The sequence below is a fragment of the Streptomyces kanamyceticus genome (assembly GCF_008704495.1).
Classification (GTDB): domain Bacteria; phylum Actinomycetota; class Actinomycetes; order Streptomycetales; family Streptomycetaceae; genus Streptomyces; species Streptomyces kanamyceticus.
The window spans coordinates 8180674-8194500 of the sequence record NZ_CP023699.1 but is presented as its reverse complement, the minus strand read 5'-3'; the positions used below and the strand labels follow the sequence as shown (position 1 = coordinate 8194500).

At 70.7% G+C, this 13827-nt stretch carries 13 protein-coding genes; 2 read left to right on the top strand and 11 right to left on the bottom strand.

Translation table 11 applies throughout. The annotated features are described in order from the left end of the window. Positions 1 to 4 precede the first annotated feature (4 nt). A complete protein-coding gene (locus tag CP970_RS35660) occupies positions 5 to 1240 on the bottom strand; it encodes a glycoside hydrolase family 10 protein (protein ID WP_055546610.1) in 1236 nt (411 codons plus the stop codon). Positions 1241 to 1421: 181 nt separating this feature from the next. Here CP970_RS35660 and CP970_RS35655 point away from each other — a divergent pair, with 181 nt between their 5' ends. Further along, positions 1422 to 2282, top strand: coding sequence for a 3-hydroxybutyryl-CoA dehydrogenase (locus tag CP970_RS35655; protein WP_055546664.1), 861 nt, complete (start codon positions 1422 to 1424; stop codon positions 2280 to 2282). 201 nt (positions 2283 to 2483) lie between these two features. Further along, a complete protein-coding gene (locus CP970_RS35650; RefSeq protein WP_055546607.1) occupies positions 2484 to 2741 on the top strand; it encodes a hypothetical protein in 258 nt (85 codons plus the stop codon). Here CP970_RS35650 and CP970_RS35645 read toward each other — a convergent pair. From CP970_RS35645 to infC, 10 genes are all read right to left on the bottom strand, one after another. Then, positions 2738 to 3280: an NUDIX hydrolase gene (locus tag CP970_RS35645; protein ID WP_055546606.1), complete on the bottom strand. Its 543-nt coding sequence runs from the start codon at positions 3278 to 3280 to the stop codon at positions 2738 to 2740. The two genes, CP970_RS35650 and CP970_RS35645, sit on opposite strands and share 4 nt — an antisense overlap. A 109-nt stretch (positions 3281 to 3389) precedes the next feature. Beyond that, on the bottom strand, positions 3390 to 4739 hold the full coding sequence (locus CP970_RS35640; protein WP_055546603.1) for a tetratricopeptide repeat protein: 1350 nt from the start codon (positions 4737 to 4739) through the stop codon (positions 3390 to 3392). A 282-nt stretch (positions 4740 to 5021) separates the two neighbouring features. Further along, positions 5022 to 6167 (bottom strand): PP2C family protein-serine/threonine phosphatase, encoded by a 1146-nt coding sequence (locus tag CP970_RS35635; RefSeq protein WP_079043435.1) that lies wholly within the window; start codon positions 6165 to 6167, stop codon positions 5022 to 5024. 193 nt (positions 6168 to 6360) lie between these two features. Beyond that, complete coding sequence (gene pheT / locus CP970_RS35630) at positions 6361 to 8874, bottom strand: phenylalanine--tRNA ligase subunit beta (protein ID WP_055546601.1); 2514 nt, start codon at positions 8872 to 8874, stop codon at positions 6361 to 6363. Then, positions 8874 to 10004 carry a phenylalanine--tRNA ligase subunit alpha gene (gene pheS, locus CP970_RS35625; RefSeq protein WP_055546599.1) on the bottom strand — a complete coding sequence of 377 codons (1131 nt, stop codon included), beginning with the start codon at positions 10002 to 10004 and terminating at the stop codon, positions 8874 to 8876. Before pheS ends, pheT begins: the two co-directional genes overlap by 1 nt. Before the next feature lie 149 nt (positions 10005 to 10153). Beyond that, the gene (locus CP970_RS35620; RefSeq protein WP_055546598.1) at positions 10154 to 11296 is read right to left on the bottom strand and encodes a sensor histidine kinase; all 1143 of its coding nucleotides are present in this window, start codon (positions 11294 to 11296) and stop codon (positions 10154 to 10156) included. Between the two features lie 53 nt (positions 11297 to 11349). Further along, the gene (locus CP970_RS35615) at positions 11350 to 12195 is read right to left on the bottom strand and encodes a TrmH family RNA methyltransferase (RefSeq protein WP_055546596.1); all 846 of its coding nucleotides are present in this window, start codon (positions 12193 to 12195) and stop codon (positions 11350 to 11352) included. A 177-nt stretch (positions 12196 to 12372) separates the two neighbouring features. After that, positions 12373 to 12759 (bottom strand): 50S ribosomal protein L20, encoded by a 387-nt coding sequence (rplT, locus tag CP970_RS35610; RefSeq protein ID WP_055546593.1) that lies wholly within the window; start codon positions 12757 to 12759, stop codon positions 12373 to 12375. Between the two features lie 96 nt (positions 12760 to 12855). Further along, the gene (rpmI, locus tag CP970_RS35605; RefSeq protein WP_007829094.1) at positions 12856 to 13050 is read right to left on the bottom strand and encodes a 50S ribosomal protein L35; all 195 of its coding nucleotides are present in this window, start codon (positions 13048 to 13050) and stop codon (positions 12856 to 12858) included. A gap of 108 nt (positions 13051 to 13158) precedes the next feature. Beyond that, positions 13159 to 13821 (bottom strand): translation initiation factor IF-3, encoded by a 663-nt coding sequence (gene infC / locus CP970_RS35600; protein ID WP_107098909.1) that lies wholly within the window; start codon positions 13819 to 13821, stop codon positions 13159 to 13161. Between the last annotated feature and the right edge of the window lie 6 nt (positions 13822 to 13827).

Genomic DNA, 13827 nt, shown 5'->3' with positions numbered 1-13827 from the left:
GGGTTCAGCGCGGCGGCTTGGCCGGCTCCTGGTAGTGGTCGGCCACCACCCGCGCCATCGCGCCGATCTTGTCGACGCCCACCTCCTTCGCCGAGAAGAAGACGTGCCCGCGCACCTCGCGGAACCCTTCGGCGTACGTGAGGTGGCGGGACAGCTCCGCCGGGTCCTGCCAGGCGGCGGGCTGCGCGGGGTCGCCCGCCTTGTAGAGGGCCTCGCCGATGTAGAGGCGCACGCCCGTGCCGCGCGCGACGTCGTTCCACCACGGGATCAGCTTCGCGTAGTCCGCGGCGGCGAAGCCGATGTTCCAGTAGACCTGCGGAACGATGTAGTCCAGCCAGCCCTTCTCCACCCAGCCCCGGGTGTCCGCGTACAGGTCGTCGTAGGTCTGTACGCCCGCCCTGGTGTCCGATCCCGTCGGGTCGGTCGCGATGTTGCGCCAGACCGCGAACGGGCTTATCCCGAACTGGGTGCGGGGCCGGACCTTCTTCACCCGCCGCGCCATCTCGCGCACCAGGCGGTCGATGTTGTCGCGCCGCCAGGAGGCCCGGTCGGGGAAGCCTTCGCCGTACCGCGCGAAGGCGTCGTCGTCGTCGAAGACCTGACCCGCGACCGGATACGGGTAGAAGTAGTCGTCCCAGTGCACCGCGTCGAGCGGGTAGCGCCGCACCGCGTCGAGCATCGCGTCCTGCACGAAACGGCGCACCTCGGGCAGGCCCGGGTTGTAGTAGAGCTTCCCGCCGTACGGAATCACCCAGTCCGGGTGCACGCGCGCGGGGTGTGTGGCCACGAGCCGGGACGGATCGGTGTGATTCGCCACCCGGAAGGGGTTGAACCAGGCGTGCAGCTCCAGACCCCTGCGATGCGCCTCCTTCACCGCGGTGCCCAGCGGGTCCCAGCCCGGGTCCTTGCCCTGCACGCCGGTGAGGTACTCCGACCACGGCTCGTACGGCGAGGCCCAGAGCGCGTCGGCGGTCGGTCTCACCTGGAAGACGACCGCGTTGAGCCGCCGCTCCACCGCGGAGTCCAGATGGGCGAGCAGCTCCGCGCGCTGCCGCTCCGCGGGCAGCCCCGGCTTGGAGGGCCAGTCGCGGTTGACCACGCTCGCCAGCCACATGCCCCGCAGTTCACGGCCCTTCTTGCGCCCCCGCTCGCCGATCGCCGCCGCGTCCCCGGCCATCGCCAGTCCCGCCACCGTCGCGATCGCCACCGCGGAGAACCCCCGACGTGACATACGCCTCATCAGTCCACCCCCAGAGCTCGCCGTACACCGGCACCCCTTGCCGATGCGCACAGCATGCCCGACCCGGCCCGCCATGCACCCGCCGTTGCGGAGTAACGTTCACGGCCGAGGCAGGCACCGAATCCGTACGGGGGGCCTGCCTGCCCCGTTGATCAGCGAAAGGCACGAGGTGACCGACTCCATGACCGATATCGCACGCGTCGGAGTGGTGGGCTGTGGGCAGATGGGCGCCGGAATCGCAGAGGTCTGCGCCCGCTCAGGACTGGACGTGAAGGTCGCGGAGACCACCGGCGAGGCCCTGGAGATCGGCCGTACCCGGCTGTACAACTCCCTCTCCAAGGCGGCCGAGCGCGGCAAGATCTCCGAGGAGGAGCGCGACGCCACGCTGGCCCGCCTCAGCTACACCACCGACCTCGGCGAGTTCTCCGACCGTGACCTGGTCATCGAGGCCGTGGTGGAGAACGAGCAGGTCAAGACCGAGATCTTCCAGGTGCTCGACCAGGTGGTGACCCGGCAGGACGCGATCCTCGCCTCCAACACCTCCTCCATCCCGCTGGTGAAGCTGGCCGTCGCGACGTCCCGTCCCGACCAGGTCATCGGCATCCACTTCTTCAACCCGGCGCCGGTGCAGCAGCTCGTCGAGCTGATCCCGGCCCTCACCACGTCCGAGGGCACCATCAGCCGTGCCCAGGTCATGGTCGAGAAGATCCTCGGCAAGCACGCGATCCGTGCCCAGGACCGCTCGGGCTTCGTGGTCAACGCGCTCCTCATCCCCTATCTGCTCTCCGCGATCCGGATGTTCGAGTCGGGCATCGCCTCGCGCGAGGACATCGACAACGGCATGGAGATGGGCTGCGCCCACCCGATGGGCCCGCTCAAGCTCGCCGACCTGATCGGCCTCGACACGGTCGCCTCGGTCGCCGACTCGATGTACGCCGAGTACAAGGAGCCGCTGTACGCCGCTCCCCCGCTGCTCCAGCGGATGGTCGACGCGGGCCGCCTGGGCCGCAAGTCCAGCTCCGGCTTCTACACGTACGCCTGACGACAGGCACCCCGACGGATCTCACTCTCCGTCACACACGGGCCCGGCACTCCTACGAGTGCCGGGCCCGCGGCGTTCACACACCGTGTGCGCAATGGGCTCGCATATGCCCTTCGCACACTCTCCCGCCTTGCCCACCAGGCGAGTTGACTTCCTGTGCGGATGAAGGGGGGACGCGCCACTACAGAGAGGAGTGGACTCGTGACCACCGACGGCGAGATTGCCGTGGTCCCGGAAGAAGTCGCCGAGTTACGCCGTAGCCAGGACGTGGGATTGGCCCGCGTCGACGGACGGCTGGCGTTGCTCACTCAGCACGACGAACAGACCGCCAAGAACGTGGAGGCCCTGGAGACCCGGGTCGCCGCCCTGGAACACACGCGCTGGCCCCTGCCCACGATCGTCGCTCTCGCGGCGGTCGCGGCACTCGCCGTGGCGGTCTGGCAGGCCCTCGGCCGCTAGCGCGCGTCCTGGCCGAGACGGACATGATGGAGGAGGAGAAGCGCCGCGGCCATGTTGGCGGCCGGGACCTCCCCGCGCGCCACCATGTCGGGGACGAGCTTGAGCGGGACCCACTCGCGGCGGTCCGACTCGAAGTCGTCCTCGGGGTGGCCGATGTAGGTCCCTTCGTCGGACCAGTAGATGTGGTGCCGGGCGTCGGTGAGCCCGTTCGAGGGCTCGACGCTCATCAGGTGCCGCAGCGGGCCCGGCCGCCAGCCGGTCTCCTCCTCCATTTCGCGTGCCGCCGCGTACGCGATGTCCTCGCCGTCCTCGACGACGCCTGCCGCGAGCTCCCAGCCCCAGCTGTCGGTGATGAAGCGGTGCCGCCAGAGCAGCAGCACTTCATTGGCGTCGTTGACGACGGTGGCCACGGCCACGGGCCGCATCCGTATGAGGAAGTGGTCGAGATGCCGGCCGTTCGGCAGCTCGACATCTGCGAGATTGACCGTGAACCATCGGTTTCCATACACAGTTTGTTCGCTCTGCTTCGTCCACTGCACGGTTCTGCCACCTTCCGCCGAATAGATGGCAATATCGCAGCAGGAGGATTCTCAGAGCAGAGTGTGCACAACGCCGTCGGTGCGGCGTACGACGCGTGTCACCAGCGCACTACAGCGGGACGCGCAGTGCCCCGTCGATGAGTTCGGCCGCCTCGGCAGTCCCCGCACAGTCGCTGCGCACCAGGTGCTCGCGCACCGCGCGCAGCCGGTCGCGCAGCCGCTGCGACTCCATCCCCCGTGCCTGTTCCGCCATTTCCACCGCGGTGGCCACCGCCTCGTCGGTGTTGCCCTGGCGCAGTTCGATCTGGCTGAGCATGGCGAGCCGGTGGACCCTGCCCCGGTCGTGCGCCGGAGTGTCCACCGCCGCCGCCGCGTGCTCGCGGGCGCTGGTCAGATCTCCGAGGCTGAGCAGTGCCTCCGCCACCTGCACGTTGACCAGGCCGGGCTGGACATAGCCCGTCTCGTCCGGCTCCCGGCCGCGCAGGATCCGGTCGGCCGCGGCCTCCGCACGCCGGATGCAGGACAGCGCGCTCCTGCCGTCGCCCAGATGCGCGTACGCCTTGGCCTGCATCGCGTACAGGTCGGAGGCGAGCGCCGGGGTGAGGTCCCGGCCCGCGGCCCGCAGCGCCGCCTCGGCGAACGCGACGGCCTGGCGGTATTCGCGCATGAACAGCGACTGGTTGACCAGGAGGGCGATGACGTACCCCCCGAGTCCTCTGTCCCCGCTGGCCTTCGCGAGGCGCAGCGCCTGGTGGAAGTAGCGCTGGGCGAGGCCGTGCGCGTCGGAGTCGTAGGCGCAGATCCCCGCTATCGCGACCAACCCGCCCGTCGAGCGGTGCAGTTGGCGGCCCATCTCGTCGGTGTAGCTGCCCCTCAGCAGGGGCGCCGCCTCGGCGTTGAGGAAGCCGACGATGCGGGTGCGCGTCGCGATGCCGCCGGTCTTGCGGTACATCTGCTCGTAGTGGGCGCGGGCGGCGCGCATCATCTCGATGTCGGCCGTACTGACGGGGTGCCGTCCGCCGCGGGACACGTCGACGTCCTCGGGCGGGTTCTCCCACTCCCAGACCGGCATCACGGCGGGGGTGCCGGTGACGGCGGGCGCCCCGAGCAGGTGCGGACGCTGCTGTTCGTCGGAACGCCACAGGGCCGTGGCGCGCTCGACGAAGCCGGACAACGTGGAGGACGCCGAGCCGAGGCGGGCCGCGGGCAGCCCCGGCACACCGAGGCCGATGTCGTCGAGGGTGACCTGCCGCTGCAGCCGGGCGGCGAGCACCTCGCAGATCAGGTCGGGGACCTGCCCGCGCGGCCGCTGGCCCTTCAACCAGCGTGCCACCGCGGTGTGTTCGTACCGCAGTGCGAGACCTCTTGCCTTGCCCGCCTGGTTCACGTGTGCGGCAAGTCCCGCGTGGGAGACGCCTGCTTCGTCGAGAATCGCGTCGAGCAGGGTGTTGGGCTGCATGGATGCCCTCCGGTGGCTCGGTGCTGTTCAGATTAGTGGAGGCGGCTTCACACGGGGTGTGAACGGAGTGCCCGGATCCGGGGGGTGTGCGCTCTGCCGCGTGCGGGGTGGGATCGCTTGACTGAGATGCCTCATCAGTTAAGGAGGCCGGCCGGGCCGCCGGTTCCCCCTCGTACAGCGCGGCGGCCCTCACAGGCGCCGTCCGTCCCGCCGTCTGCCCGACAACTCCATGGCGGGGCGGTCGGCGCAGTCCGACCTCCGGGCGCACCTTCCCGCACGGGCTCAGCTCATGGTTCCGGCCCTGCACCCGGACTCCGGGTACTGGAGGGGGACTCTCTTGCGGTCGTTGCGCAGGACGAGCAGCGCGGCGTCGTCGGACGGCGACTTCCCGGTGTGCCGCAGGAGTTCGGCGTAGACCGAGCGGATCAGGGACTGCGGCGAGACCGGTGGGACACGGGCGGCCTCGGTCAGCTCGTCCCGCAGCGGAAAGAACGCCCCCCTCGCGTCTCGCGCGTCCTCCATGCCGTCCGTGTGCAGGACGAGCGCCTGGCCCGGCAGCAGTCGGCCGCACCGCAGCACGTTCAGCTCGGCGGGGAGCGGGAACGGGCCGAGCGGCGGCAGCGGATCGCGATCCGTCAGGGGCCGCGCCTGACCGCTCAGCAGATGGGGCCAGGGGTGGCCGCAGTTGAGCGCCGAGATCTCGCCGTCCTGGTCGATCTCCAGGAGCAGTACGGTGACGAACTCCTCGGCCAGCGGGCTGTCCGGCGCCGCCCCGCCGCTCGCCGGGTGCTCGGCGCGGGAGCGCTCCCGCAAATGACGTCCCATCGCCCGCTCCAACCGCCGCAGCACCTGCGGCAGTTCGGCCTCGTCGTGCGCGGCCTCGCGGAAGCTGCCGAGGACGGCGGCGACGGTGGCCAGGGCTCCGAGGCCGTGACCGCGCACATCGCCCATGATCACGCGGACCCCGTGGTCGGTGGCGGCCACCTCGTAGAGATCGCCCCCGACGGAGGCGCCGCGCGAGGCGGAGAGCCGTCCGGCGGCGAGCGCGAGCCCCTCGATACGCGGTGGCAGCGGCCTGAGCAGTACGTTCTGGGCGGCGCCCGCGACCTCGCGGATCTGCCGCAACTCCCTGAGCAGCGCGCGGCGTACGTGCAATATCAGTCCGGTGCCGACGGCGAAGAAGACGGCGCTGCTGACGATGCGCGCGCCCATGCCGTCCTGCTGCGCGAGCGGGCAGGCCAGTTTGTACGTGATGGCGAAGGCTCCCCATATGGTCGGCAGGCCCAGGGAGAGCGCGCGCCCGGCCCGCTGCCCCTCGGCCCGGCGCGGCAACCGGGCCACTGCTCGGGGTGCCCTGTTCCGCACCCTCGCCCGCACCCTCGCCCGGAGCCTCGTCCGGGAGGGAACCCCAGCCTTGCTACGGATCATGCCGACGGCCCCCCTAAGGCCCTGTTCAGCGAGCAGGCCGGCGCCTACGGCCGGATTGATTCTGTCGACCGCATGGGCCCATCGGGCCAGAGTGAAAGGACTTGTCACTCAAACGAGTGAGGGGCTCACCCGGCGGTCCGGATAAGCCCCTCTTTGCGCCCCTTGTGCGCCTGTTCTCGCCTACGGGTGGTGACTACGCTCCGCGCAGCACCGCGCCCGTGGCCTCGGCCGCGCGCGCGACGGCGGCGTCCCTGGCCGCCGTCGCCTCGTCGACGGTCAGCGTGCGGTCGGCCGCGCGGAAGCGCAGCGCGTACGCCAGGGACTTCTTGCCCTCGCCGACCTGCTCGCCCTCGAAGACGTCGAACAGCCGGATGGACTCCAGGAGTTCACCCGCGCCGCCCTTCAGGAAGTACTCGACCACGGCGGCCGGCACCTCCTTGTCGACGACGAGCGCGACGTCCTGGGTGGCCACCGGGAAGCCGGAGATCCGCGGCGCGCGCGGCACACCGTCGGCGGCCTGCTCCAGGCGGTCCAGGTCGAGCTCCATGGCGCAGGTCCGCGCGGGCACCCCGAGCGCCTTGACGACGCGCGGGTGCAGCTCGCCCGCGTACCCGACGGAGACGATCTCGCCGTCGATGACGACCTTCAGCTCGGCGCAACGACCGGGGTGCCAGGGGCCGTACTGCCCCTGGTCCACGATGAGTTCGACACCGGCCTCGCGGGCGATGGTCCGCGCGGCCTCGACGGCGTCGGCCCAGTCGGCCGGGCGGCCCTTGCCCCACCAGCCGGCCTGCTCGCGGGCGCCCGCGAGGACGACGGCGGCGTGCCGGGGCTGGACGGGCAGCGCCTCGGTGAGGGAGGCGATCTCCTCGTCGGTGGGCCGCTGGTCGACGCGCAGGCGCGTCGCGACCTTGAGCTCCTCGCGCGGGTGGAAGACCAGGCCCGTCTCGAAGAGCGCGAGGTCGTGGCTGCCGCGGCCGTCGTTGCGGCGCAGGGCGTGGAGCAGCCCCGGCAGCAGCGTGGTGCGGAGCGCGGGCTCTTCGTCGGAGAGCGGGTTGACGAGCTTGACCACGCGGCGGTTCGCGTCGTCCTTCTCGAGACCCAGCTGGTCGAAGACGCCCTCGCCGATGAAGGGGTAGCTCGGCGCCTCGACGTACCCGGCCCCGGCGAGGGCGCGGCCGACGCGGCGGTGGGTGCGCTGCCGCTCGGTCAGGCCGCGGCCCGCGGGGGGCTTCGGCAGGGTCGAGGGCAGGTTCTCGTATCCCTCGAGACGGATGACCTCTTCGGCGAGGTCGTTCGGCTCGGCGAGGTCCGGGCGCCAGGACGGCACCGTGATGGTCAGGTCGTCCTGGCCGTACACGTCGCAGCCGACCTGCTGGAGGCGGCGCACCACGGTCTCGCGGCCGTAGTCCACACCGGCGACCTTGTCCGGGTGGTCGGCGGGCATCGCGATGGTGCGCGGCGCGGACGGGGCGATGACCTCGGTGACACCGGCCTCGGCGGTGCCGCCCGCGAGCAGCACGAGCAGGTCGACGGTGCGCTGCGCCGCGGCGGACGCGGCCTGCGGGTCGACGCCGCGCTCGAAGCGCTTGGCGGCCTCCGAGCCCAGCTTGTGGCGGCGCGCGGTGCGGGCGATGGAGAGCGCGTCGAAGTGCGCGGCCTCGATGACGACGTCGGTGGTCACACCGGCCTCGTCCTCGTCGTCCGCGATCTCGGTGTTCGCGCCGCCCATGACACCGGCGAGGCCGATCGGCCCGCGGTCGTCGGTGATGACCAGGTCCTCGGCGTCCAGGACGCGCTTGGCGCCGTCGAGCGTCGTGAACTTCTCGCCCTGCTCGGCCCTGCGCACGCCGATCGTCCCCTGGATGCGGGAGCGGTCGTAGGCGTGCAGGGGCTGGCCGAGCTCCAGCATCACGTAGTTGGTGATGTCGACGGCCAGCGAGATGGGGCGCATGCCCGCCTTCTGCAGGCGGCGCTTGAGCCAGATCGGCGAGCGGGTCTCGGGCTGAAGCCCGGTGACGGTGCGCGCGGTGAAGCGGTCGCAGCCGCGCGGGTCGCTGATCTTGACGGGGTAGCCGTAGGAATTCGGCGCGGGCACGTCCAGGAGCGCCGGGTCGCGCAGCGGCAGGCCGTACGCGATGGCGGTCTCGCGGGCGACGCCGCGCATCGAGAGCGCGTAGCCGCGGTCGGGCGTGACGGCGATGTCCAGGACCTCGTCGACCAGTTCGAGCAGCTCGATGGCGTCGGTGCCCGCCTCGTGCTCGGGCGGCAGGACGATGATGCCGCCGCTGCCGTCGTCGCCCATGCCGAGCTCGTCGCCGGAGCAGATCATGCCGTGCGAGGTCTTGCCGTACGTCTTGCGCGCGGCGATGGCGAAGTCGCCGGGCAGGACGGCGCCGGGCAGGACCACGACGACCTTGTCGCCGACGGCGAAGTTCCGGGCGCCGCAGACGATCTCCTGCGGTTCGCCGGTGCCGTTGGCGGTGCCGACGTCGACGGTGCAGAAGCGGATGGGCTTCTTGAAGCCCTCCAGCTCCTCGATGGTGAGGACCTTGCCCACGACGAGCGGGCCCTTGAGGCCGGTGCCGAGCGGCTCGACGGTCTCGACCTCCAGGCCGACGTCGATGAGCTTGGCCTGCACGTCACGGCCGGTCTCGGTGGCGGGGAGGTCGACGTACTCCCGCAGCCAGGAAAGCGGGACCCGCATCAGATCTCCATCCCGAACGGCCGGGTGAACCTGACGTCACCCTCGACCATGTCTCGCATGTCTTCGACGTTGTGGCGGAACATCAGCATTCGCTCGATGCCGAACCCGAAGGCGAATCCGCTGTACTTCTGGGGGTCGACGCCGCAGGCGGTGAGCACCTTGGGGTTGACCATGCCGCAGCCGCCGAGCTCGATCCAGCCCTCGCTGCCGCAGGTGCGGCAGGGGCGGTCGGGGTTGCCGACGGACTCGCCGCGGCACACGTAACAGACCATGTCCATCTCGGCGGACGGCTCGGTGAACGGGAAGTAGTTCGGCCGCAGCCGGGTCTTCATGTCCGGTCCGAAGAGCGCCTGGACCATGTGGTCGAGGGTGCCCTTGAGGTCGGCCATGGTCAGGCCCTCGTCGACGGCGAGCAGCTCGATCTGGTGGAAGACCGGGGTGTGCGTCGCGTCCAGCTCGTCCGTGCGGTACACGCGGCCGGGGCAGACGATGTAGACCGGCGGCTCGCGGCGCTCGATGAGCGCACGGGCCTGCACGGGCGAGGTGTGCGTGCGCAGCACGACACCGGATTCGTCGCCCTGGGCGCCCTCGGGCCCCTGGACGAAGAAGGTGTCCTGCATCTGCCGGGCCGGGTGGTCCGGGGTGAAGTTGAGGGCGTCGAAGTTGAACCACTCCGCCTCGACCTCGGGGCCCTCGGCGACCTCGTAGCCCATCGAGACGAAGACGTCGGCGACGCGCTCCATCATCGTGGTCAGCGGGTGCCGGGCGCCCGCGGGCGTGCGGTCGTACGGCAGCGTGACGTCGACCGCCTCCTCGACCAGGACGCGGGCGTCGCGCTCGGCCTCGAGCTCGCTCTGGCGGGCCGCGAGCGCCTTGCTCACGGCGCCGCGCGCCATGCCGACGCGCTTGCCGGCCTCGGCCTTGGCCTGCGGGGGCAGCGCGCCGATCTCGCGGTTGGCCAGCGCCAGCGGCGAGGTGCCGCCGGTGTGCGCGACCTTGGCCTCCTGGAGCGCGTCGAGGGAGTCGGCGGCGGTGAAGGCGGCCAGCGCCTCGTCCCGCATGCGCTCGATCTCTTCAGGTTTCAGTGCCTCGACCTCGACAGGGTCGTACGACTTGTTCGGTGCGGACATCTCTTCCCGTGCTTCCGGTTGGCTTGGCTGATGGTCCCCGTCTACGACTCGGAGACGAATCGTCCACATACGGGGACGCAAACGTGCCAAGGATCGAGTCTAACGGGGGTGACGCAGGTGAAAGAGCCCGCGGGCGGTGCTCGGGCGGATCAGAGAAGATACGCCGGAGTGCCCACGGGCAACGTAAATCGGAACTGGGCACCGCCGCCGGGGGCACGGCCGACGGTGATCGACCCGCCGTGCGCTTCCACGATGCCCTTCACGATGTAAAGACCCAGTCCTGTCCCGCCGCGCTTGCTGCCCCGCCAGAAGCGGGTGAAGACGCGGCCCATGGATTCCTCCGGAATGCCGGGACCCTCGTCGCTCACGGTCACGGCGGTCTCGGCGCCGCCCCGCTCGCGCGGTGACGAGAAGGGCGCCACGTCGATGGTGACGGTTCCCTCGCCGTGCCGCACCGCATTTTCGATCAGGTTGCTGAGCACCTGGTCGACCTTGTCGGGGTCCGCCCACAGATCGGGCAGCGGCTGCTGGATCCGCAGCAGGAAGCGGTCCGCGTCCTGTCCCGCGGCGACGTACGCCTGGATGTGCCTGCCGACCGCCGCGCCTATGTCGACGGGCTGACGGCGCAGCTCCAGGCGTCCGGAGTCGATGCGGGAGATGTCGAGGAGCTCGGCGATCAGCCGCGTGACGCGGTTGGCGTCCGCGTCCACCGTCTCCAGCATCAGCTTCTTCTGGTCGTCGGTGAACCGCTCCCACTTGGCGAGGAGGGTCGCCGTGAAGCCCTTGACCGAGGTGAGGGGCGAGCGGAGCTCATGGGCGACCGTGGCGATCAGCTCGGCATGGCTGCGCTCGGTGCGGCGGCGGGCCTCGGTGTCCCTGATCGAGACGACGAGGCGGCGGACGGGTCCGGTGCGTGCGGTGCGCACGTAGCGGGCGGAGACCAGGACCTCACGGCCGCCGGGCAGCAGCAGATTGCGCTCGGGCTGACGGACGCGGATGGCGAGGCCGCCGTAGGGATCGGTCAGCTGCCACCAGCGGCGGCCTTCGAGGTCCTCTAAAGGGAGCGCGCGCTCCAGCGGGGCGCCGAGGGCGTCGGCGGCGCGGACCGCGGTGATCCGGACCGCCGCCGCGTTGAAGCAGATGACGTGGCCCGTCTCGTCCGCGACGACGAGGCCGTCGGGCAGTTCGTCGGGGTCGAGGCCGAGGTCGCCGAGATCACCGGGACCGCCGCGGTCCGCGCGGGTCCGGACGAAGTCCGGTGCCCCCGGTGCTCTGCTCGTGCCGACACTCATTCCCCGTACCCCACCTCTCGGACCGTGCAGTGGGCCCCGAGCCCGTCACACTACTAGCTCGATGTGACGGAGCGGCACCCTCCGGCGGCGCGCTGTGCACGGGCGGAGGCATAGAGGCACACGGCGGCCGCGGTGGCGAGGTTGAGGCTCTCGGCTCTGCCGTGGATCGGAACGCGCACCACCGCGTCGGCGAGTGCGCGGGTCTCCTCCGGCAGCCCCCAGGCCTCGTTGCCGAAGACCCAGGCGGTGGGGGTGCCCATGGTGCCCTTGTCGAGCTCCGTGTCGAGGTCGTCCGCGCCCACGCCGTCGGCGGCCAGGATGCGTACGCCCGTGTCCTTCAGCCCCTGTACGGCCTTCTCGACGGGTACGCCGACGGCCACCGGAAGATGGAACAGCGAACCGACGGACGCCCGCACGGACTTGGGGTTGTAGAGGTCCACGGAGGCGTCGGTCAGGACGACGGCCTCGGCGCCCGCGGCGTCGGCGCAGCGCAGCACGGTGCCCGCGTTGCCGGGGTCGCGCACGTGCGCGAGGACGGCGACGAGCTTGGGCCGCGCGGCGAGGATCTCCTCGAACGGCGTGTCCACGAACCGGCAGACGCCGACGAGTCCCTGCGGCGTCACGGTCGTCGAGATGTCGGCGACGACGTCCTCGTCGGCGAGGTGCACCCGGGCCCCCGCGGCACGGGCCTCGCCGACGATGTCGGCGTAGCGCTCGGCGGCGTCGACGGTGGCGAACAGCTCGACGAGCGTCTCCGCGTGCGCGGCGGCCTCCCGCACGGCCTGCGGCCCCTCGGCGAGGAACAGCCGCTCCTTCCCCCGGAAATTCCGCTTGGCGAGCCGCCGTGCGGCGCTGACGCGGGGCGACTTGGGAGAGATCAACTCAGGAGCGTCGACCATGAACTCACCTTCGGGGATAGGGGGCCCCGTAAGGGGCGCGGGGCTGTGTCAATTTGCGGCTCCGCCGCGTGGGCGCGACCAGCCCGGCACGGCCCGCGGGGAACAGACGGCGGACGCACTCGGACCCGCAGGCCAATCTGGCCTACGGGTCCGGGGGGGCGCTCAGAAACGCACGGCTCAGGCAGCAGCCTTGGGCGCGTTGACGTCCGAGGGCAGCGCCTTCTGCGCAACCTCGACCAGCGCGGCGAACGCGTTCTGGTCGTTGACGGCCAGCTCCGCGAGGATCTTGCGGTCCACCTCGATGTTGGCGGCCTTCAGACCCTGGATGAGGCGGTTGTACGTCATGCCGTTCTGGCGGGCAGCGGCATTGATGCGCTGGATCCACAGCTGACGGAAGTCGCCCTTGCGCTTCTTGCGGTCGTTGTAGTTGTAGACCAGAGAGTGGGTGACCTGCTCCTTGGCCTTGCGGTACAGGCGCGACCGCTGGCCGCGGTAACCGCTGGCCGCCTCGAGGATCGCCCGACGCTTCTTGTGGGCGTTTACTGCCCGCTTGACGCGTGCCACTTTTTACTCCTTGTAGCGGGGCCGTGGTTGGACTCACACGACCCGGTATCGATTGGGTCCCGGTCAGAGTTCAGGTGCCGTGTCCGGCACCCGAACTCACTTGCCGAGAAGCTTCTTGATCTTCTTGGCGTCGCCCGGGGCCATCTCGGCGTTGCCGGTGAGGCGGCGCGTCAGGCGCGACGACTTGTGCTCGAGCAGGTGGCGCTTGCCGGCGCGCTCACGGAGCACCTTGCCGGAGCCGGTGACCTTGAAGCGCTTGCTGGCACCGCTGTGCGACTTGTTCTTCGGCATAGCGCCGTTCTCTCCTCGTCAGTGGCGCTCCGATGCCCGGTCGTGAAACCGGGCATCCGGGAGCGTCAGATGTGTCAGTTGGCATCCCCTGGACTCGCGTCCCGGGGATCAGGCCTCGGCGGGAGCCTCAGCCGGGGCCTCGGCGGGGGCCTCGGAAGGCTCCTCGTCCTCGGCGGAGTTCTGCGAGCGGCCCGGGTTGGCCTTCGCGTCCGCCTTGCGAGCCGCCTGGGCCTCACGGGCCTCGGCCATCGCCTCGGTCTTCTTCTTGTGCGGACCGAGAACCATGATCATGTTTCGGCCGTCCTGCTTCGGGTTCGACTCGATGAACCCGAGGTCCTCGACGTCCGAAGCGAGACGCTGCAGCAGTCGGAAGCCCAGCTCGGGGCGGGACTGCTCGCGACCACGGAACATGATCGTGATCTTGACCTTGTCGCCCTGCTTGAGGAACCGGACGACGTGACCCTTCTTGGTGTCATAGTCGTGCGGGTCGATCTTCGGCCGGAGCTTCATCTCCTTGATGACCGTGTGCGCCTGGTTCTTGCGCGCCTCACGGGCCTTCATGGCCGACTCGTACTTGAACTTCCCGTAGTCCATGAGCTTGCACACGGGCGGTCGGGCGTTCGCCGCGACCTCGACCAGGTCAAGGTCGTACTCCTGCGCAAGCTCCAGGGCCTTGGCAAGCGGAACAATCCCGACCTGCTCGCCGCTGGGACCGACAAGTCGCACCTCGGGAACGCGAATCCGGTCGTTGATGCGGGGCTCGGCGCTGATGGATCC